The 20,989-nt window shown below is 59.1% G+C and carries 20 protein-coding genes and 1 pseudogene; 20 read left to right on the top strand and 1 reads right to left on the bottom strand.

Annotation, left to right across the window (positions count from 1 at the left end):
• Nucleotides 1–11 precede the first annotated feature (11 nt).
• From BLR08_RS14505 to BLR08_RS14440, 13 genes are all read left to right on the top strand, one after another.
• Nucleotides 12–335: a hypothetical protein gene (locus BLR08_RS14505; RefSeq protein WP_072330536.1), complete on the top strand. Its 324-nt coding sequence runs from the start codon at nt 12–14 to the stop codon at nt 333–335.
• 1,875 nt (nt 336–2,210) lie between these two features.
• Complete coding sequence (locus BLR08_RS14495; protein WP_176835522.1) at nt 2,211–4,052, top strand: glycosyltransferase family 4 protein; 1,842 nt, start codon at nt 2,211–2,213, stop codon at nt 4,050–4,052.
• A gap of 32 nt (nt 4,053–4,084) precedes the next feature.
• Entirely contained in the window at nt 4,085–5,176 is a 1,092-nt protein-coding gene (gene wecB / locus BLR08_RS14490; RefSeq protein WP_072330542.1) for a non-hydrolyzing UDP-N-acetylglucosamine 2-epimerase, read from the top strand.
• Nucleotides 5,169–6,152, top strand: a complete 984-nt coding sequence (locus tag BLR08_RS14485; RefSeq protein WP_072330544.1) for a polysaccharide biosynthesis protein — start codon at nt 5,169–5,171, stop codon at nt 6,150–6,152. Before wecB ends, BLR08_RS14485 begins: the two co-directional genes overlap by 8 nt.
• On the top strand, nt 6,152–7,018 hold the full coding sequence (locus tag BLR08_RS14480; protein ID WP_072330546.1) for a dTDP-4-dehydrorhamnose reductase family protein: 867 nt from the start codon (nt 6,152–6,154) through the stop codon (nt 7,016–7,018). Before BLR08_RS14485 ends, BLR08_RS14480 begins: the two co-directional genes overlap by 1 nt.
• Nucleotides 7,015–8,025: an NAD-dependent epimerase/dehydratase family protein gene (locus tag BLR08_RS14475; RefSeq protein ID WP_072330548.1), complete on the top strand. Its 1,011-nt coding sequence runs from the start codon at nt 7,015–7,017 to the stop codon at nt 8,023–8,025. The genes BLR08_RS14480 and BLR08_RS14475 overlap by 4 nt, the downstream gene beginning before the upstream one ends.
• Before the next feature lie 14 nt (nt 8,026–8,039).
• The gene (locus BLR08_RS14470) at nt 8,040–8,756 is read left to right on the top strand and encodes a glycosyltransferase (protein ID WP_072330550.1); all 717 of its coding nucleotides are present in this window, start codon (nt 8,040–8,042) and stop codon (nt 8,754–8,756) included.
• 154 nt (nt 8,757–8,910) lie between these two features.
• Nucleotides 8,911–9,714 (top strand): glycosyltransferase family 2 protein, encoded by an 804-nt coding sequence (locus BLR08_RS14465; RefSeq protein WP_083537082.1) that lies wholly within the window; start codon nt 8,911–8,913, stop codon nt 9,712–9,714.
• A gap of 214 nt (nt 9,715–9,928) precedes the next feature.
• Nucleotides 9,929–11,251 carry a glycosyltransferase family 2 protein gene (locus tag BLR08_RS31715; protein WP_256257614.1) on the top strand — a complete coding sequence of 441 codons (1,323 nt, stop codon included), beginning with the start codon at nt 9,929–9,931 and terminating at the stop codon, nt 11,249–11,251.
• A complete protein-coding gene (locus BLR08_RS14455) occupies nt 11,211–11,945 on the top strand; it encodes a glycosyltransferase family 2 protein (RefSeq protein WP_072330554.1) in 735 nt (244 codons plus the stop codon). Before BLR08_RS31715 ends, BLR08_RS14455 begins: the two co-directional genes overlap by 41 nt.
• Before the next feature lie 128 nt (nt 11,946–12,073).
• Nucleotides 12,074–12,364: a nucleoside-diphosphate sugar epimerase gene (locus BLR08_RS14450; protein WP_072330918.1), complete on the top strand. Its 291-nt coding sequence runs from the start codon at nt 12,074–12,076 to the stop codon at nt 12,362–12,364.
• 52 nt (nt 12,365–12,416) lie between these two features.
• Entirely contained in the window at nt 12,417–12,764 is a 348-nt protein-coding gene (locus tag BLR08_RS14445) for an alpha-helical endospore appendage domain-containing protein (RefSeq protein ID WP_072330557.1), read from the top strand.
• The gene (locus tag BLR08_RS14440) at nt 12,761–13,093 is read left to right on the top strand and encodes a hypothetical protein (protein ID WP_072330558.1); all 333 of its coding nucleotides are present in this window, start codon (nt 12,761–12,763) and stop codon (nt 13,091–13,093) included. Before BLR08_RS14445 ends, BLR08_RS14440 begins: the two co-directional genes overlap by 4 nt.
• Before the next feature lie 301 nt (nt 13,094–13,394).
• Here the strand turns inward: BLR08_RS14440 and BLR08_RS14430 are convergent, their stop codons facing one another.
• On the bottom strand, nt 13,395–14,420 hold the full coding sequence (locus tag BLR08_RS14430; RefSeq protein ID WP_072330559.1) for a ketoacyl-ACP synthase III: 1,026 nt from the start codon (nt 14,418–14,420) through the stop codon (nt 13,395–13,397).
• Nucleotides 14,421–15,461: 1,041 nt separating this feature from the next.
• On the opposite strand from BLR08_RS14430, the gene gap reads away from it, so the two are divergent.
• The 7 genes and pseudogenes from gap to BLR08_RS14395 form a co-directional block, all read left to right on the top strand.
• Nucleotides 15,462–16,508, top strand: coding sequence for a type I glyceraldehyde-3-phosphate dehydrogenase (gene gap / locus BLR08_RS14425; protein ID WP_072330560.1), 1,047 nt, complete (start codon nt 15,462–15,464; stop codon nt 16,506–16,508).
• 128 nt (nt 16,509–16,636) lie between these two features.
• Nucleotides 16,637–17,455, top strand: a complete 819-nt coding sequence (locus BLR08_RS14420; protein WP_072330920.1) for a sensor histidine kinase — start codon at nt 16,637–16,639, stop codon at nt 17,453–17,455.
• Nucleotides 17,452–18,123 carry a response regulator gene (locus BLR08_RS14415; protein ID WP_072330561.1) on the top strand — a complete coding sequence of 224 codons (672 nt, stop codon included), beginning with the start codon at nt 17,452–17,454 and terminating at the stop codon, nt 18,121–18,123. Before BLR08_RS14420 ends, BLR08_RS14415 begins: the two co-directional genes overlap by 4 nt.
• A gap of 92 nt (nt 18,124–18,215) precedes the next feature.
• Nucleotides 18,216–18,857, top strand: a complete 642-nt coding sequence (locus BLR08_RS14410; protein WP_072330921.1) for a YcnI family copper-binding membrane protein — start codon at nt 18,216–18,218, stop codon at nt 18,855–18,857.
• Nucleotides 18,858–19,074: 217 nt separating this feature from the next.
• Complete coding sequence (locus tag BLR08_RS14405; RefSeq protein ID WP_072330562.1) at nt 19,075–19,872, top strand: CAP domain-containing protein; 798 nt, start codon at nt 19,075–19,077, stop codon at nt 19,870–19,872.
• A gap of 158 nt (nt 19,873–20,030) precedes the next feature.
• Nucleotides 20,031–20,492 (top strand): large conductance mechanosensitive channel protein MscL, encoded by a 462-nt coding sequence (gene mscL, locus BLR08_RS14400; protein WP_072330922.1) that lies wholly within the window; start codon nt 20,031–20,033, stop codon nt 20,490–20,492.
• 267 nt (nt 20,493–20,759) lie between these two features.
• Nucleotides 20,760–20,912 (top strand): annotated as a pseudogene (locus BLR08_RS14395) (LuxR C-terminal-related transcriptional regulator); the annotation flags it as partial.
• Nucleotides 20,913–20,989: the final 77 nt, after the last annotated feature.

Below are 20,989 nucleotides of genomic sequence, written 5' to 3'. Positions count from 1 at the left end.
AGGTGTCGGGGATGAAAAAAAGAAAAACACGCAGCGTACGGTCCAAACGCCCAGCGGCCGGCTCGCGCGCCGCAAAAATCAAACGCAGGCCCGCCGCTGCGGGCAGGAGAGCAGGAGGAAGGGCGGCAGGGCCGCGGAAGGGCGCGCCCAGACGTGCCGGGGCGAGAGCCCTAAGGCGGCGCCGGCGGCATCCGGCCGTCCGCGTCGGCGGAAGCCGCGTTAGAGGCCGGTCGTATGCGCAAGCCTACAACGAAGCGTTCAATCAGGCCTATAACGAAGCGTTCAGCGTAGGGATGGAGCAGGGCATCAAGGACGGACAGCCGCCGCCGGGTTAGCCCGGCGCACGGTGTCCGAGAGCGATGTCCGCAGCCCCAGCTCGGCGTGTGAGCGGAGAGCGGGCTGCGTGCAGGGAAGGCGGTCTGGCGCGTGAGCCGAAAGCGTAGACTGCGGCCGCAGCTCGGCGCTGCGAGCGGAGAGCGGGCTGGCGCGTGAGCTGAGCGAAGTCTGCCCGGCCCGCCCCCCGCGCTAGCCGAGAGTGCCTGCCGGGGAAAGCCTCCTCGGTCTGGTATGACGACCAGCCGCTTCTGCGCTGTAATCAGGCTAAGCGACGGCTGGATGGCAGAGCGCTTATGTCGCTTTTTGTATTTTAGCCGGGCGGCCGCTTCGATTCTAGTTTGCCGGCGGCACCCGGAAGCTCGATTTCCAGCTTCGTCAGACCGATCCCGTCAACCGGGCTGCCATGGCGGACGCAAGGAGGAGTGCGCATAGGCCAAGGACATCTTCTTGGGATGAAGCGGTGTGGGACAAGCTGTCCTGAGGGCAACGGAGACAGCTAGGAGTTCCTTATAAGACGAAACGGTCCCATTTTCGTTCATTCTGCCTGTCTAGGGTCGCTGAATTCCGTTTACAGTTCCACGCCATCATCTCGTCCGACTGTTCGTCGCTCAATCGCCCATTCCTGCGCCGCCGAATTTCGTAAGAATGGAAATATCTGGGAGAAGTGGCTTTAAGGGTCAGCCAATGCCGTTACAGCCCGCGCAGCCACCCAGCTGCTGCTTCCGCCCGCATACCTCTCACGATATTCGCTGCATATATTAATGCTTCACAATCTCTCATAGTGTTTAACAGACATTCCGCTCACATCCCATCTTTTAACCGCGCGCCGAGTGCATTTTGTGCGGTTTTTCGCCCACCTTCCCATCCTTTGCCCGCCGTCCGAGTGCATTTTGTGCGGTTTTCCGCCCACCTCCCATCTTCTGCCCGCCCGCCGAGTGTATTTTGTACGGTTTTTCGCCCACCTCCCGTCCTTTGCCCGCCGTCCGAGTGCATTTTGTACGGTTTTTCGCTCACCTCCCATCTTTTAACCTCGCGCCGAGTGCCTTTTGTGCGGTTTTCCGCCCACACCCCATCTCCTGCCCGCCCGCCGAGTGCATTTTGTACGTTTTTCCGCCCATTCCATCTCCTGCCCGCCCGCCGAGTGCATTTTGTACGTTTTTTCGCCCACATCCCATCTCCTGCCCGCCTGCCGAGTGCCTTTTGTACGTTTTTCCGCCCACATCCCAACTTCTGCCCGCCCGCCGAGTGCATTTTGTACGTTTTTCCGCCCACATCCCAACTTCTGTCCGTCCGCCGAGTGCATTTTGTACGTTTTTCCACCCACAACCCATCTCCTGCCCGCCTGCCGAGTGCATTTTGTACATTTTTCCACCCACAACCCATCTCCTGCCCGCCTGCCGAGTGCATTTTGTGCATTTTTCCGCCCACATCCCATCCTTTAACCGCGCGCCGTGTCGTTTGCTAAGGCAACCTGTCTTGCTCAGCAGATGGTGCGCATCCATGGCTTCGCTCACACGCCGAGCATGGAAACATAGAAGCGCATTTTCTTATAGGAGATCACCATGCATCCATGATCTCATTCTGTCTGCTTGCAGCCTCTTTCCTCCGTCTTATCCCTCCCCCTTTTACCCTATTTTTTCCATACCCCCGGCCAAATTGTACGAATGGACGGGGGCTAAATGACGTGCCGCTACAGTTGTCCCGCTAATATATTGTATGGACCTAGGAACTGCGCATATGCACAAGGTTCATAGCGGAGCAGGGGCTTAGTACTTGAAAGCGGAGGTGAGCGTCGTGTCGACCGCGTCAAGCGGATGGGGCATCGGGCGATTCCTATGAAAATCATGCTTTTTTCACATGTGAGTGGAAATCAGATGATCACTGGCGCTGAAAAATATTTGCTGTTGCTTGCCCGGGAACTGGGGCAGTACGCCGAATGCACGCTGGTCGCTCCGGAATCCGGGCTGCTTGCGCAGGAGGCGGAGGCGGCCGGTATCCGTACGGTCATTCATGAGGTGCCCCTCGTCTGGCAGATGTTTAATCCGGGCCCCGATCTTCGGCAGGAGGTGGAGGCCAGGCTGGACCGCGGGGAGCATGAGAGGCTCGTGAACCTGCTTCACATGCATCAGCCCGATCTGGTGGTGGTGAATACTTGCCTGAATGTATTCCCTGCCGCTGCGGCTCGCGTGGCGGGAGTGCCGGTGGCCTGGTTTGTGACGGAGAAAATAACGGAAAACGCCTGGACCTCGCAGACCGTTAGCCTGATGAACAGCTATGCCGACTGGATCGTCGGCATCTCGGAAACGACGCTTCGTCCGATCCGAATGCACTCTCAGGCCGCGGGGGCCAAGGCTCATCTGCTTCCGCCGACCTGGCGGCTGGAGGAGCTTCGTCCGGAGGAATGGCCTTATCATCGCGAACTCAGACGGCTGGAGCTGGGTATCCGCGCCGGAGAGCGGCTGATCGGGTATATTTCCTCCAGTCTGCATGAGGAGAAGGGACTTGAGCACTTCGTGACGATGGCGGCTGAGGTGGCGTTGAGACGGCCTCATACCCGGTTTCTGATCGTCGGCAATGTGACGGATGAAGCGTATTTTACCCGTTGTTCGAATCAAATCCGGGCGACCGGCTGCGGAGCAAGGTTTCAATGGCGAAGCTTCGAGCCCCGTATCGAACGGCTGTTTCCCGCTCTGGATATGCTCGTGGTGCCGAGTCTGATTGACGAGGGCTTCGGCTTGACGGCTGCCGAGGGGCTGTTGTTCGGCGCAGATGTCGTCGCCTACCGGGCAGGCGGGCTTGAAGAGATCATGCTGGCCGTCGGTCACGGCGCTTGGCTGGCGGATAAGGGCGATGCCGCCGGGCTGGCCGACCGGGTCCTGGAGCTGCTCGACTCGGACGCAGCCGGAGCGGAGGGGCGCAGACAGGCGGGCCGAGCCTCGCTTGAGGCCGCTTATGGCATCGAAGCGTATCGTCGGCGGCTGAGACCTCTGGCGGAGCGGTTCTATGACGAGAGCAAGCAGAGAAGCGTCGGCCGAGCGGCCAGCCCCGGCAGGGATTTGGACCCGGGCTGGCTGTACAAGGGCGAGCGCAGCGCAGCTGTTTTTCTTCTGGAGTCAGGGATGAAGCGGCCTTTCGCGACGGAAGAAACGATGCGGTTCTACCGGTACCGCTGGGAGGAGGTGCGGGTCGTGCCCGATGCGTGGCTCTATGCGCTGCCTACCGGCCCCGAGATCCGGCATACGCCTCCTTCGGCCGGCAATCGGCCGGCGATACTGCTGGCCAAGGGCTCGGGGCCGAGAGTCTATCTCATTGCCCACGGCCGGAGATTCCCGTTTGCTTCCCAGGCGGCACTGCGTCAGAGGGGTTATACGCCGGAGCGTGTCGTGGAGCTGCCGGACAGCGAACTGGACTTACTCCCGCTGGGAGAAGCGCTGAGAAGCTCGCGAACGCGGACGCGGGCGCTCTCCCGCAAGCTCCGCAAGTCCGGGAGACGGCGCAAGCTCAAATTAAGGCGAAGGCCGCTGAGAAAGCTTCCGCTCAAGGCCAGGCGCAAGCCGGGCGGAAAGCGGCTGCTCCGGCGGAGGAAACGTCATTCCGCGGGCAGAAAGCGGCTTCGGGGAACACGGCGTCATCACACCCGGGGGCATCGGCGGCCTGCGGCCTCCGCCCGAGTGACTCGGAGAGCAAGACGACGGCATAGACGCCGTTCGGGGTGAACCGGAGCCTATTTTTACGAAAGGTGATGAGCATGAAGATCGTTACAATACTGGGCACAAGGCCTGAGATCATTCGTCTTAGCCTGATCATTCGGAAGCTGGACGATCTGGCCGAACGCCACGTGCTGGTGCATACGGGTCAGAACTTTACGCGCAGCCTGAGCGACGTGTTCTTCGAGGAGATGAATCTGCGTCAGCCCGACTATGTGCTGGATCATCGCAGCTCGGCGCTCGGCGCGCAGCTGTCGGCCATGTTTGGCCAGGTGGCGGACATTCTGGAGCGGGAGCGCCCTGACAAGGTGCTGCTGCTGGGCGATACGAACAGCGCGCTATGCGCCATTGTGGCGGAGCGGATGGGAATTCCCGTCATGCATATGGAAGCCGGCAACCGCTGCTACGACCTGCGGGTGCCGGAGGAAAAAAACCGCAAAATCATCGACGCGGTATCCACGATCAATATGCCCTATACCCCGGGGAGCAAGCGGAATTTGAGCAGAGAGGGCTGCCCGGCGGATCACATCGTCCTGACAGGCAACCCGATCTACGAGGTGCTTCAGGCTTACGCGTCCAGCATCGATTCCAGCCGAATTCTCGACAAGCTCCAGTTGATTCCCCGGGACTACTACTTGGTCACGGCACACCGCGCGGAAAATGTGGACGTTCCCGAACATCTGGAGCAGATCCTTCAAGCGCTAAACGACATCGCCGCACGCGACAACCGGCGTATCATCTGCAGCATTCATCCCCGCACCCGCTCCCGCATCGCCGCTCTCGGCCATGTACACCCGCATCCGCTTGTAGAATTCCATGAGCCGTTTGGCTTCTTCGATTTTGTTCGCCTGGAGCGTGAAGCGCTCTGTGTAATGACCGACAGCGGGACGGTGCAGGAGGAATGCTGCCTGATGCGCGTGCCGACCGTTACAATGCGCCATACGACCGAACGGCCGGAAACCGTGGATTGCGGGAGCAACGTGGTAGCCGGCTTGAATGCCGGGCAAATTGCAGACGCCGTAAAGCTCATGGTCAAGCTGCCCACGGATTGGGAGTTCCCGGAGGGGTATACCGACCGGGACGTTTCGACCAAGGTGGTCAAATACGTATTGGGAGGAAAGCAAAATGTTTAAAGACAGCACGATATTAGTAACCGGCGGCACCGGGTCCTGGGGGCAGGAGCTGGTCTCCCAGCTGCTCGTCTATGATCCCAAGGCGATTATCGTCTTTTCGAGAAGCGAGTCCACTCAGGTGGCGATGAAGCGGCATTTCGACGATCCCCGGCTTCATTTCCGCATCGGCGACGTTCGCGACAAGGAGGCGCTGGTGGCGGCGACCCGGGGGGTGGATTACGTCTTCCACCTGGCGGCCCTCAAGCATGTTCCCGTCTGCGAGGATCAGCCCTACGAAGCGCTCAAAACCAATGTCGTGGGCACACAAAACATCATTGAAGCGTCTATTGAAAATAAAGTAAAGAAGGTCATCAACATTTCGACCGATAAAGCAGCCAATCCTTCGAATTTCTACGGCATGACCAAGGCGATCGGAGAGAAGCTGATCATTTATGCGAACCTGCTTCGCTCGGAGACGACATTCGTATGCGTGCGGGGCGGCAATGTGCTCGGGACGAATGGCAGCGTCGTTCATTTGTTCAAGAAGCAGATTGCAGAGAAAGGCGAGGTCGGGATTACGCATAAAGACATGACGCGCTTCTTCCTGACCGTCGAGGAAGCCATCTCGCTGCTGCTCAAGGCGACGGCCGAGGGCAAGGGCGGAGAAATTTTCATCATGAAAATGCCGACCTGCAAAATTATCGATCTGGCCGAGGTGCTGGCGGAGCATATGGGGGTCTCTGACCTGAAGTTTGTGGAGCTGGGCATTCGCCCTGGCGAGAAGCTGCACGAGATTTTGTACTCGGAGTATGAAGCGCAGAACTCCGTGGTCTTCGACCGCGATTATGTCGTCGTGCTGCCTCCGCTGGAAATTCCCGGACTCAAGGAGTCGTATGCAGGCTGCCGCAAGGTTGGGGATGACGAATACTCGTCCGAATTTTCGCTGATGGATAAAGAAGAAATTTATACGATGCTGCGCAAAGGCGGTTTTCTGTGATGAAGCTTCTTATTCTCGGAGGCAATGGGATGGCCGGGCATCTGCTTCTCCGTTATCTGGATGAAGCCGGTGAGCATGAGCTGTTCTACACCATTCGGACAGAGGCCGAGAAAGAAGGCTTGCACCGGACTGCGCTCCCCGGAGCGCGTCTGTATGTGGATGTGGCGGACTGGGAGCGAGTGTCGCATGCCATTGAGCTGATCAGGCCGGATGTTATTGTGAACTGCGTCGGTATTCTGAATGATGCGGCCCGGCTGCAGCAGGTGCTGGCTTACGAAGTGAACGGCCTGCTGCCTCACAAGCTGGCCAGGCAGGCGGAGTCCGTCGGCGCGAGGCTTATTCATATCAGCACGGACTGTGTGTTCAACGGGGACCGGGGCCGGTATGAGGAGCGTCACGTACCGGACGGACATTCCGTATATGCCCGCACCAAGGCGCTGGGAGAAGTGAACAGCGCGCCTCATCTGACAATCCGAACGTCGATTATCGGCCCGGAGCTTCGACAAGGAGGGATCGGGCTGCTGCACTGGTTCCTTCAGCAGTCGGGAGAGATCAAGGGCTTCGTCCATGTGCCGTGGAATGGGGTAACAACGCTGGAGCTGGCGAAATTTATCCGCTACGCGCTGGAGCGCGGAAGCGGCTTAAGCGGGCTGGTGCATCTGACCGCTCCGGAGACGGTCAGCAAGTATGAGCTGCTGAAGCTGTTCCAGCGGACGTTCGGCCGATCGGATGTGACGATCCGCGCGGACGACGCCATCGTGCTCGACCGGACGCTGCAGAGCACGCGTGCGGATCTGGGCTACGCTGTGCCGGATTACGAGACGATGCTCGCCGAGCTGAGCTCCTGGATGCGGATGCACCCATGAGCCGGGGCAGGGTGGTCGTGACCGGGGCCTCGGGCTTTACCGGCCTGCATGCCTGCGCTCATCTGGCGGCCCTCGGCTATGACGTGACCGCTGTCCTGCGCAGGCCGGGATCGGCGGCACGTATCGCCGCCGAGGCTGCCGCTGCCGGGCATGGCGTTATCCGGGAGCGGGCGCTGGATCTGTCCGATCGGTCAGCCGTCCTGGAGCTGCTGGAGCAGGAAAAGCCGGATGGCCTGCTGCATCTGGCCGGTCTGAATGCCGTTGGACCTTCCTGGCAGCAGCCGATCACGTACATGCAGCTTAATGTGATGTCGACGCTTTACCTGCTCGACGGGTTGCGGCAGCTGGGGCTGACAGGCTGCCGTACCCTGATCGTCGGCTCCATGCTGGGCTGCCGTCTCCGGGACGATGAGACACCGAAGCCGCCGCATCCCTATTCGCTCAGCAAAACCCTGCAGGCATTGACGGCCGCCGCCTGGGGACAGCTGTTCGGTCTGCACGTCAGCCTTGCGCTGCCCTCCAATCTGATCGGCCCTGGCGCATCCAACGGCATCTGCGGCTTGATTGGCGCGCATATCGCCGGATGGGAGCGCGCGGGGGAAGGCGCTCCGTTTCGCCTCTCTTCGCTTGCGGAAGCGAGGGATTTCGTGGACGTGCGCGACGCTGTGCGGGCTTACGGCCTGATTCTGGAGCAAGGGGAGCCGGGGGTCTCTTATCCGATCGGATCAGGACGGCTTCGGACGCTGGGCGAGATCGCCCGGCAGTTCGAGCAGGCGGCGCAAACGCCCGTATCATGGCGCATCGGGATGGAGGAAGGCAGCGCAAGCCAGCCGATACGGCTGACGGAGCTGTCCGGCGAGACGGCGGACGCCTTGAAGGCTGCGGGCGCGTCGGCCGTCAATATGGCGCCGATGCGCGCGCTCGGCTGGGAGCCGGTCATCGCCTTCGGGCAGTCTGTCGCAGATATTTTGGGCTATCACCGGACAGCCGCAGCCTTGGATAGTTGAAAGGAGGAGTGGCTGTGTATCCGAAGGTTTCCATTGTCATCCCGTTTTATAACGATCCGTATATCGGGCAGGCTGTCAGCAGCGCTGTTGCCCAAACTTACCCGAATGTAGAGATTATCGTCGTCGACGACGGCTCGACCCGGCATGCGAACATCCTCGCCCCCTTTATGGACCGGATCTGTTATCTGGGCAAAGCCAACGGGGGCACCGCAAGCGCGCTGAATCACGGCATCCGGATGGCATCCGGCGAGTATATAGCCTGGCTGAGCTCGGATGATATGTTCTATCCTCATAAACTGATGGCGCAGCTGCCTTTCATGCTGGAGCGGGGAGGTGCGGTCAGCTTCTCCTCGTTCGATCTGATCGATGCCTATAACCGGATTACGCAACAGCATGTCGTGCCGACCTTCCCGAACTACGGCGCGCTGGTGCGCTCCATGATCGATGCCAATCCGATCAACGGCTGCACCGTGATCGCCCGCAAGGACGTGCTCGTAGGCTTCGGTCTGTTTGACGAGCAGCTCCCCTATACGCAGGATTACGATATGTGGATCAGGCTGATGCTGAACGGTATTCATTTTCATTTCTATCCCGGCCCGCTTATTCAATACCGCTGGCATCCGGCTATGGGGACGGAAAGGCATCGCCCGGTCATCGAGCAGGAAATCGCCATGGTCAGAGGCAGATACCGCCATCTGCTGGATGACTTTGCGCGCAGGCACGGCGGATAGCCGTCACGCTGCTGCGGGCTCCGTCCGGCTTTTCCTTCCGCCCGGCTTCCGCAGCTGCCCTGTCCCCCTGCGCGGACCGGCATACGATAGATTAACCGACGACAATTGCGATGAGACGAGAGTAAGTCATGATTCGATGAAAGGGGATGGATGAATGGGACGCTTACGCATGCAGACGAAGGGAACGAGGCGCCGGAAAAAGGCTGCGCCCTTGCGCGCAGGCCGGGTATCCGTCATCATTCCCGTCAGGAACGAACGCCGAACGCTCTCTTCCGTTATCCGGCAGGTTCGCAGGCTGTCTCCCTCCCGGATTGAAATCATAGTGGTCGTGAACGGGTCTACGGACGGCTCAGGGCGAATTGCCGAAGCATTGGGCGCCAAGGTGATCTCTTGCGAGGCTGCGCTTGGGCATGATGTCGGCCGAAGCATAGGCGCCCTCCATGCGACCGGAGATGTTCTGTTGTTTGTCGATGGCGATACGCCTATTCCGGCGAAAGAGCTTAGACCCTATATTCGCGCGGTCGAAAGAGGGACGGACGTGGCGCTGAACCGTTACCTGGGTCCGGTGCGGGGTAAACGGACGCATCCGGTCGTGCTTGCCAAGCATGTGCTGAATGCCGCCCTCGGCCGGCCGGAGCTCCGGGGCGTCTCTATGACGACTGTGCCCCATGCGATCAGCCGGAAAGCGCTGGAGGCGATCGGGGCCGCGTCGCTAAGCGTGCCTCCGCTGGCGCAGACGATAGCGATTCATCGCGGACTGAAGGTAAGCCCGGTCCATCTGGTGAACATCGGACGAATCAACCGGAGACGGGGACGGCGAATCAACAAGCTGGGCGTCGACCAGGTCGGCCAACTGATCGTCGGCGATCATTTGGAGGCGCTGGGCTGGTATTTGGAACAGGAAGGAAGCCGGGGGCGGTATAAGGATGAGACACGGATTCGAGAAACGGTGAGGTGATCCTTGGCTTATGAACTCCACGGTTGATCTGCAATCTGTATCGTTTTCGGACAAAAGATGCGCTCTGGGTGCAGGCCGGCGCCCGCCTGCCGCAGCCAGGGCCGCTCGGGCTCGGGCTCGGGCTGCGGCTGCTGAACATGCCGGTATGGGTATCGACCACAGCATTTGTTCCCCGGAGAGCCGGGCTGCGGCGGAGGTCAAGATAGCCGGAGCTATGGAGAGCTCTCGCGCTTCGGCCCGGGGGGCCGGGAGCCCGCGCGCGGACGGAGACGCTGCCGCTCTCTCCGGCCGGCAGGTCGGGGCTCGCAAGCCGGCACGCGGCAAGGCCGTTCGAGTGGCGGCGCTGCGCCCGGCGGCGACTGGCGCGGCAGGCCGGCGGCAGCGGGGAACTGTGCGGGCGAACGCTATCTCTTCCGGCGGGAGAGAGGCCGGCCGCCGAGGCGCGGGCAGGGGAAAAGGTAGGGACCGCCGTCGTAAGGTTGCCGGAGGAACAGGCGCTTTTTCTTATGAGCGGAAGACGCAGGCCTTCCGTTACGGGTATATTCTGGGGCGGGAGGATGCGCTGGCCGGCGCCCTATGCGCCGAGGGCCGGCTTCACCGGGCTCTTAACCGCCGCTGGGCGGAACGCCTCCGCCACTGGGAGGGGAGCAGGCGTAACTGGAGCAGGTATCGCTCGATGAGCGAAGGGTACTTGCACGGCTTTTTCGTAGGCAGGAAGGAGGCTGTTCCCGATTGGGTGCTGTCGCCTGTCGAGCAGTCGATAGCCGTCGTTATCACGGCGATGAATGAGGAGGCTACAATCGGCCGGACCATCAGAGAGGCTGTGAGACTCGGCGCGGATGAAGTGATCGTGGTGGTCAACGGCTCCACCGATCGCACCTACGAACGGGCGAGCCAGCATGCCGAAGCGAAAATTGTCCATTACCCGCATCCGCTTGGACATGACGTAGGGCGAGCCGTCGGAGCGCGCCTGGCCACAGCCGATATCGTGCTGTTTCTGGACGGAGACATTCCGATCCGGGCCGAGCGTCTCGTTGCTTTTGTGCATGCCGTCTCGCGGGGAATGGATATCGCCCTCAACGATATCAGTCCGTATCTCGGATCGTTTAGCCGCCGGGATCAGGTGACTCAAGTCAAGCAGTTTCTCAACCTTAGTCTTGGCCGCCCCGACCTGAAGGCGAATTCCTTGACGGCCGTTCCCCATGCAATGTCCCGCGCAGCCCTGGAGGCGCTTGGACCCGAGCTGCTGATGGTGCCGCCCAAGGCGCAGGCCGCCGCTCTGCTGCAGGGGTTGTCCGTCGGAGCCCCCGCCAGTGTAGACGTTATCCGGCGCAACAAACGGCGGAAGGGCAATCAAGGGGCGCTGAACCGGGTCGCCCGGCTTATCATCGGCGACCACCTGGAAGCGCTGAAGCTGGCCGGAGAAAAGGCTGGGGCAAGACTGTGCTTTCCCGACACTCAGCGAGCCCGCATAACGGGGGGAGGGGCGGCTGAACATGAGCGAGAGACGGCTGAGCATCATCATCCCGAACTATAACGGGGCTCATGTGCTGGAGCCTTGCCTGAGGTCCATAGGCCGCTATGTCAGCAGTCCTTATGAGATTATCGTCGTCGACAACGGCTCCACTGATGACTCGGTGAAGGTTTGTCTCCGTCATAATGTCAAGCTGATCGCCCTGCCGGACAACCGGGGGTTTCCGGCCGCCTGCAATCGGGGTCTCTGGCTGGCTTCCGGCGATGAGCTGCTGCTGCTCAATAACGATACGCAGATGACCCGCGGGGCGATGGAGGCGCTCCGGCGCTGCCTGCACAGCAGCCCGGATATCGGAATCGTTGGTCCGATGACCAACTTTGCAAGCGGCCGGCAGCAGATGAAGCAGCCGTTCACGACCATTGCCAGGACGGCGGCGCGCATCAATAGGCATAATCCTGCCAAGTGGCGGCAGGCGGAGAGAATTGTAGGTCTTTGTTTTCTCTTCAAACGGGAGCTGATGGAGCGGATAGGCATGCTAGACGAACGATTTACGCCGGGCCACTTCGAGGACGACGATTATTGCTTCCGCGCCCGCCAGGCCGGTTACAGGCTGATGATAGCGGGTGATTCCTTCGTCTACCATCATGGCAGCGTAAGCTTCAAGCGGCAGAAGCCGGAACAGGTACAGGAGCTGATCCGGGTGAACCGGGCAAAGTTTATGGCCAAATGGCAGGTCGATCCTTTCGATTTTATATAGCGTTCCCTGGGCATCCGCCCAGGTCGTGAGGTGCCGGCGCGCATACACTGCTAAGTAAGGGAATGAAGAGCCGGCTGCCTGAGCGGCTAAGCGCGGGCACGGACTTCCGGAGCAAGGAGGTAAGCGACATGCATAAGCAAATCACAACCATGATGCATCATATGGCAACCTCGCAGGAGGAGATGGTTCGTATCCTGGAAGCCAAACGCCAGGTTGCCGTCCGGATGGCTCAGCTGGTCCATGATATTCCGCCGCAATATCCCGGCTTCGACGGCGTGGAGGCTTTGACCGAGAATGCGATGAACGTTACGAAAAACATCGCCGGTTATTTGAGCTCTCTGGCCGATCTGGAGGAAGCGCTGGCCGATAATCTGACCTTTGTGCTGAAAGAAGTGCAGGCTCCTGCGGGCGAGGAGTAGGCAAGGCTTGATCGGGCGCGGAAACAATAACGAACAGGAATGAGGGAGAGTAGTGAGCAGAGCCGATGCGTATAACCGCATGCTGACGGCGGCAGCGAGGTTCCAGCATAATATCGCGTTGATCCTGGAGGCGAAGGCCATCGAAGCGGAGCGCTCCTGTCAATGGATCTGCGGGCATGTGAGCGGCGAGCACTTCGAGAGCCACAGCGATCAGCTGAAAGGATCGATCGACATTCATGATCAGCTGCTGGAAGTCATCGATGGAATGACAAAGCTGGAGAGGGCGCTGGCCAAACATATGTCCGTGTTGCTGGGCGAGCAGGAGAGCGGAGAAAGCTCGGATGATGGGGGCGGCGATGTCGGGGATTTCTTTTCCTTCGGAGGCGACGACACCAAATGAACGGGCTAGAGACGGAGAACAAGGTTAAGCTGCATATGCTGACGTCTCTGGCTCGGAGCCAAAGGGCGCTGGCCCGCATGTTGGAGAGCGTGGCGGATGCCATGGAAAGCGGCAGGCAAGAGCGGCCGACCGGCGGGGCGCAACCGGCAGGCGAGCGGGCGCAGGGCAGCGTAGGGGCCCCGCCTGAAGGCCGGGAATGGCTGGCCCAGCTGGTGGTGCTGGGCCGCTATCAGCGGGCGATGGCCGAGCGGCTTGGCCTGCTGCGGCTCCGCCGCATCAGGCGCGGCGTCCCGGGCAAGCCCTGGTTGAATCCCCGGCTCAAGCGGTAACGGGGCTGCGCTGGGCTGGCGGGGCGTCCGGTCTAGGGCGCAGCCCTTATGCGGTAGACTGACGGCCTTCAACCGCAGGGGGCCGCCTTCTTATGCCAGCGGACAAGCCCGCAGTCGCTGCGGGCGGGGCAGACGCCGCCGGCAGCGCCCCGGCCGTCGCCGGCAGCGCCCCGGCCGTCGCCGGCAGCGCCTGGGCCATCGCCGGCAGCGCCTGGGCCGTCGCCGGCAGCGCCCCGGCCGTTGCCGGCAGCGCATCGGCCGTCATTGGCGAGCCTTGCTTCCGCAGCCGTCCGCCGCCCCGCTACAAGGCTTTCCAGTTCATCAGCAATCCGCCGTGCACGAAGCCTCCGCCGAAGCCGAACAGCAGCACGCGATCTCCGCTGCGGAACAAGCCCTCGCGGATGCCTTGGTCAAGCGCGAGCGGAATGGTAGCCGCCGACGTATTGCCCAGCCGCTCGATCGTGTGCAGCGTCTTCTCCAGCGGGATGCCCAGCTTGCCGCAAGCGGACTCGATAATGCGAAGATTGGCGCTGTGCGGGATGAACCAGTCGACATCCGCTACGGCTAATTCCGCCTGTTTCAGCAGCGCGGTTACGCCTTGGGGGATGGCCTGCACGGCAAAGCGATACACCTCCCGCCCGTTCTGCACCAGCTTGCCGTCCGTGCGAAGCTCCGTTCCGTTCAGGACGGGCGCTGTCAGGGAGCGATACAGATGCGGAGCGCCGGAGCCGTCGCTTCCTGCTGAATAAGCGAGGAACAGGGGCTGCGCGTCCGGCGTCTCATCTCTCTCGAGCAGTACGGCTGCAGCGGCATCGCCAAACAGGATGCAGGTCGTGCGGTCGGTGTAGTCGGTAATTTTGGACAAGGTCTCAGCGCCGATCACGAGCGCTTTGCGGCATAGGCCGGAGCCGATCATGCCGTCGGCCACCTGCAAGCCGTAAACGAACCCCGCGCATGCTGCGCTCAGATCGAAGGCCAGCGGCGAAGCGATGCCGAAATGCTCCTGAACCAGACAGGCGGTGGATGGGAAGGAGAAGTCGGGTGTGCTGGTGCTGACGATAATCAAGTCCACGTCGGCGAGAGCAGACGAATAGCGATCAGCCAAATTTTGAACCGCGCGTATAGCCAGATGGCTGGTGAATTCCGTGTCGGCGGCAATACGGCGCTCGCGTATCCCCGTCCGCTGAACGATCCATTCATCGTTGGTGTCGACCATCCGTTCCAGATCGCTGTTAGATAAAATACGCTCGGGAACGTAGCTGCCGATGGCGGTCAGCTTGGACGCGTATCTCGGAGGGGCTGAAGAGGAAATAACTCCGTTTATCATGGGCAACACCTCATTTGATTTGATAATAACCAGATTATATGACTTAGTTTTAGTATCTAGTACTAATTATAACGGATCATAAAAAATAATCAATCCGAAAATTGTTAACTTTCAACAGACCGACGAGGATAACCTAGCTTATGGCATCCTTAGAAGCCGCGCGTAACCAGGAAATCGAACAAGCACCGGCGTCTATACTTTCGAAATATAAGAAAATTCCTGATCGGAGCTCTTTCGTGGAAGAGGCATCCGTATTAGCGAAAGCTTTTCTTGCGAGCAGTAAGTCCCACCGCGCTTTATCGCATTAGTGAAGTCAATTAAGAGTCGCCGGCATCGAAGTTTTTCAAGCTGTGATCAGTTGATCACGAGGAAATTCAGCGAAGTTCAGCGAAGCAACGCTTAATTTAAACGGCGTCTTTTTAGCTCTAAAGAAACAGCTGACAGCATCTGTACGAACAGACGGACAAGAGGGTGGCGCGGGACTGTAGCGGAGCTGGCTGACTTTTAAAGCTGATTTTTCTCATGGCATGGCCGTTCTTGGGGAACTCAGGCACTCTTAGACGGGCAAAAGGAGAGGAGAATGAACCGTTCAGTTCGCTAAGGGTGCTGCGTTACAAATGGAATTTGCTCGATTTCATGCGCTTAAGGTCGCTGAGTTCCGTTTACAACTCCGTCCTGCTGCGTACACGGTTTAATACCTAATTCCGGAGTTATCATACTGTACCCTTTCCTTCCTGAAAGGTTAATCTACTATGCCGATCGGTGGGCCGAAAGCTCGCGTTTCATTAACGGCGTCCTGATGCATGTTGCGGGCGAAGGGGCCATCAGAATGATCGATCTTGAAGAAAACGGGCTGGTATAGCTGGAGTCTGAACTATAAAGCGCTGGACTTTCCGCTGAAAGCTCGGCGCTTTTTCAGCATGTAGAGGCATTCAAGGGCTTGAATACATCACTATTTGATTGTATAGTATACATCATTTGATATTTATTGTATTATAAATATGTAATTAGTACATACTATTTAATCGAGGTGATGTGAGCATGGCGTTCGGAGTAGGGATTAGCGGTATGGGAAGAATCGGGCGGCTATTGATCCGGACTATCGGTTCAAGCCGGCAGCAGGCCTTTCAACTGAAAGCGATCAACAGTATTTATCCCGCTGAAACGGTTGCCCATCTTCTGAAGTATGATTCCGTACACGGCCGGTGGGATGCGGATATTTCCGTCCGGCAGGGGAAGCTTCATATTAACGGAAATATCGTGGAGGTGGCGGAGGAGAGAGAGCCGGCCGATATCGGCTGGTCCAGCTACGGGGTTGAGCTGGCGATTGACGCTACGGGGCAATTCAACAATCGCGAAGGGGCGCAGCGCCATCTGTCTGCAGGCGCTTCGCGCGTGCTGCTTACGGCTCCGGGCAGGGAGATGGACCTGACGGTGGTCATGGGAGTTAACGATCATCGTTATGATCCTGCCAAGCATCGGCTCGTATCGGCGGCTTCCTGCACGACCAATTGTCTCGCTCCGGTACTCCATCTGATCGACCAGGCGTATTCGGTTCAATCGGGCTGGATGACGACCGTTCACGCCTTCACCTCCGATCAGAAGCATCTGGACAATCCGCACCGGGATTTGCGGCGGGCCCGTGCCTGCACGCAGTCGATCGTCCCGGCGGCAACAGGCGCAGGACAGGCGCTGGCAGATGTGCTGCCGCATCTGGCTGACCGCGTCCAGGGACTTTCGCTGCGAGTCCCGACTCCGGACGTTTCGCTGCTCGATCTGACGGTGACGGTCTCGGAGGAAACGGATCTGGACCAAGTGAAGGAGCTGTTCAGACAAGCCTCCTCTTCTGGTCCCTTATCCCCCTATATCGGGTACTCGGAGGAGCCTCTGGTTTCTATCGATTATATCGGCTGCCCGAAATCCGCGGTGATCGACGGCGATTCATTATTCGTCATGGGCAAGCATATCAAAGTGCTCGCCTGGTATGACAACGAATGGGCGTATGCGGGCCGTGTCATCGATCTGGCCGGGATGATGGCGAGCAGAGCAGGCGAGGCGCTCCACGCGGCTCAGCCGGAGCCCGTCTGATCCGGCAAGCAGCCGAGCCAAGAAGAAGCTTCTTCCGAACGGGAGAGGCTTCTTAGTCTTGGTTGTGGGAATGCAGACTCTCCCTTATACTGAAAGCAGCAACCGGAAAGTGTGTGATGATTATCCGCATGTCGATGAGAACGTTGAAATGGTGCACCATTTTGCTGCCGCCCTTCATTATCGGCGGCTTTGAGTATGTCCGCCATGATTTTATGCTGCATCTGCTGTCGATGGAAACGGGCAACCTGTACATTACGCTGCTGACCTTGCTCTTGTCTTATATATTCGGCACGTGGATGTTTCGGCGGATCGAGGCGATGAACGAAACGATAGCCGGCGAGAAAGCCAAGCGGGCTGTCTACGAAGAACGGGAGCGTCTGGCCGAAGAGCTGCACGACAATATCGCGCAGGTGTTGTTCTTCCTGAATGTGCAGCTGACCAAGGGCCAACTGCATGAGGCGCGCGAGGCGGTATCCGAGATCGACCATCACCTGCGTCAGGCGATCTTCAATCTTCGCACGACGCCCGAGGAGGGGGCGACCTTCGAGAGCAGGCTGCTTGCCTGGCTGGAGGAATGGAGCGGCTTGACGGGGATCAACGTGGAGCCGGCACTGGAGCTGAACGGACGAGTCATCCCGCCCTCGGCGGAGGTGGCGCTGTTCTCTATCGTCCGTGAGGCGTTCACGAATATTCGCAAGCATTCGCACGCGGATCAGGCGTTTCTGGAGCTGGGACGCACGGAGGACGGGCAGCGCTGGCGACTGCGTATCGCGGATAACGGCGTCGGCTACGATCCGGAGGCCGACGCTTCGGGCAGCCGCTACGGCCTGTCGATTCTGCGCAAGCGTGCGCTCGAGCTGCACGCCGAGCTGCAGTTCCGCTCTCCTGAGGAGGGGGGCGTGGAGCTGGTGCTGACCGGAGCGTTGGAGGAGGGGAAAAGTTTATGAAGTATCGTGTGCTGGTAGCCGATGACCATCCGCTGGCCCGCAGGGCGGTCCGAACGCTGCTTGGCGGGGAGAAGGATTTCGAATGGATAGGCGAGGCGTCCAGCGGGGAAGAAGCGCTTGAGCTGTGCCCGGTGCTGCTGCCGGATCTGATTCTGATGGATATTCGCATGCCGGAAGGCGGCGGTTTGGAGGCGACGAGGCGGATCAAGCAGCTGTATCCGCATATCCGCGTCGTCATGCTGACCGTGTCCGATGATGTGACGGATCTGTTCACCGCCGTCCGCCATGGGGCCCAAGGGTATTTGCTGAAAAATATGAACCCGGAGGACTGGATTCATTATTTGCGCGGCCTGCTGGACGAGAACAGCGAGATTTCCCGCGGGATGGCGGACCGGCTGTTCCAGTCGTTCCGGCGCGCGGGAGGCGGGGAGCATGATGAGATTGCCCCAAGCTCCCTGTCTCAGCGCGAGAATGAGATTCTCAGTTATATCGCGACCGGTCAAAGCAACCGGCAGATTGCCGCAGCCCTGGTCATTACGGAGAACACGGTCAAAAATCATGTCAAAAACATCCTCTCCAAGCTGGCGCTGGACAACCGGGTTCAGCTAACCGCCTATGCCGTGCGCCACGGCCTGACACAAAACGTCCAAAAACCTTCCGAAAAATAGCCCGGTCGAGTCATGTTGCCCTGAAGCGGTTTGCGCTACAGTAGGAATGGACATACTTACCGCTGTATAGAAGGAAGGGGCTAGTGAATCAAATGAAGAAGTTGAAACCCGCGTACGGGGCCTTTGCACTTGTGTTGTTTTTGTCTTTACTGCTATCGGGAGTCGCCAGCGCTCACGTGACGGTGCTGCCCAAGGAAGCGACGCAGGGCAGCTACGAGAAATTCGCCGTACGCGTGCCTAATGAGAAAACGATCCCGACGGTTAAAGTCGAAGTGAAATTCCCGCTGGACTCGGTGTCGATCTCCCGTTTCGAGCCGAAGCCGGGCTGGACCTATGAGCTGACCCGCAATGGCGACAACATTACGGGCGTCATCTGGACGGCGACAGGCGAAGGACTCGGGGCTACCGAGTTCGGCGAGTTCTATATGCAGGGAAAAGTGGCCGATACGGCAACCGCTATCAGCTGGAAAGCCTATCAGACGTACAAGGACGGCAGTGTAGTGGAGTGGGTGGGCGCCGAAGGCTCGGATAAGCCTGCTTCGGTGACCAAAGTCAATCCCAAGCCTGCCGGCGCCGCAACCGACAGCCACGGTCATACGGCCGCTGCCGCTGCGGGCGAGACGGCAGCATCAGCCGCGGCAGCGCCGGCCTCCAGCCTGCCGCTGTATCTCTCCATCGCGGCAGTCGTGCTGGGCGCTGCCTCGCTGCTTGTCTCGCTCAGCCGCAAGAAATAAGCTCCCGGCAGCCAGCAGATCCGCTTCCCCCTGAACAGGGCGGGGCGGATTTTTTGGCATCAGCCCGTTTAACCTTGCAGCTTTCAGGAAGCAGGGGGGCGACATAAGCTCCGTATTAACCGGGAAATCATTCATAATTTGACCGGCAAACGGGGATGCTGGAATTAAGAAATGGCATTCCGGCCATTCATTAACAACCAGAAGGAGCTATGGACAGATGTTGAACCATTGGCGCACCAAGAGATTAACCTGGCTGCTGCTTGCCGCGTTGCTGCTCAGCCTGACGCTTCCCGCCGCTGCCTCCGCCTTCGGCAAAGGGGTGAAGGGGCCTGACGTCTTCGCCGTTCAAGGCATGCTGAAATCCATCGGGTACTTCTCCGGCAGCATTACGGGCTACTACGGTCCGGAGACCGAGAACGGCGTCAAGCTGTTCCAGAAAGCCTACGGGCTGCCGGTCACGGGCGCAGTCGACGACAAAACGCTGGAGTCGATCCTGTGGGCGTATGCAAACGCCAAAATTCCTAAGAAGCCGGCCCCGGCGCCCGCTCCGACCCCAGCACCGACGCCCGCTCCAGCACCGACCCCGGCGCCAGCGCCAGCGCCTAACGAGCCGCAGCCTTCGGATTATCAACTGTCCGCCGAGGAGCAGCGGATGCTCGAGCTGGTTAATCAGGCCCGCTCTGAAGCCGGATTGCCTGCTTTGGCGGCCGATCTGGAGCTGTCCAAGGTAGCGCGGCTTAAGAGCCAGGATATGGCCGACAAGAACTATTTCTCCCATCAGTCGCCGACGTACGGATCGCCGTTCGATATGATGAAGCAATTCGGCATCAGCTACCGGACAGCGGGAGAAAATATTGCCTGCAATCAGGGCGTCGAGGCGGCGCATCAAGCGCTGATGAATTCCCCGGGGCACCGGGCCAATATTTTGAGCAAGGATTTCACGCATATAGGGATCGGGATCGTAGACGGCGGACAGTGCGGCAAGATGTTTACTCAGCAGTTCATAGGCAGATAGCCGAAGCGCAAGCGCCGGAAGCGGCTTAACGCATATCGAGAAAAATAAACAGGCCCGGACAAAAGAATTTCTTTTGCCTTGGGCTTGTTTGTTGTACAATGATCGACATGAAACGACTTATGTTGCGGGAGGGATCTGCATTGGCGGATAAGACGAAATTGTGGAAGGAATTTAAGGAATTTTCGATGAAAGGGAACATGGTCGATCTGGCCATCGGGGTTATTATCGGCGGCGCCTTTGGGAAAGTGGTGACGTCGATCGTAAACGATATCATCATGCCGCCTATCGGTCTCATTCTGGGCAAAGTTCCGTTTAAGGATTTGTTCTTGAGTCTGGATGGGAAGCATTATAACACAATCAATGAAGCCAAGGAAGCGGGCGTGGCGACGCTGAACTATGGACAGTTCATCAGCACGCTGATCGATTTCCTGATCGTCGCGTTCGTCATTTTCGTCGTTGTCAAGCAGCTGAACCGTCTGCGCAAGAAGGAAGAGGCGAAGCCGGCGCCGAAACCCGAGGTCAAGGAATGCCCGGAATGCCTCTCGGAAATCCCGCTTAAGGCGACGCGCTGCAAATATTGCACAGCGCCCGTCGGTACCAAAGCAGGCGGACTGTCCTAATGTCCCGGTATTTGTCAGGGACAGGCTCTTCCCAAGTGTAGTTTTCGGAGCCCGCGCGTGCGCCTGAGCCGAACACACTTGGTTTTGCCTGTTGCAGCTCGCCTTGCAGCTTCGCCTGATTTTGCGGGAATGCTTTTGCCGGAGAAGGGGCTATCGCCTATTTTTGCCTAAGTGTCGCACCAGTCTATAGGATGCTTCATACACTGAATTTGACTGTATCCCTAGACCTTGTATTGATACAAAACCCGGGCAAGGAGGGGTGACACTTTGATGGGCAATGATCACAAGAGCAAATTCTTGCTTACCAACCGCGAGCGCGAAGTCTTTGAACTGCTTGTGCAGGACAAAACGACGAAAGATATCGCGCAGCAGCTGTTTATCAGTGAGAAGACGGTCAGGAATCATATCTCCAACGTGATATAGTTTGAAGCACACAATATGTGATGCTTCTTTTTTTGCGCCAGTGAGTATCTATAAGTGTAGGCGTGGCGCGGCAT

Origin of the sequence: Paenibacillus sp. cl123 (assembly GCF_900101595.1) — a bacterium.
GTDB lineage: Bacteria > Bacillota > Bacilli > Paenibacillales > NBRC-103111 > Paenibacillus_G.
The sequence above is the reverse complement of the archived record's forward strand: the minus strand, read 5'-3'. Positions and strand labels throughout refer to the sequence as shown.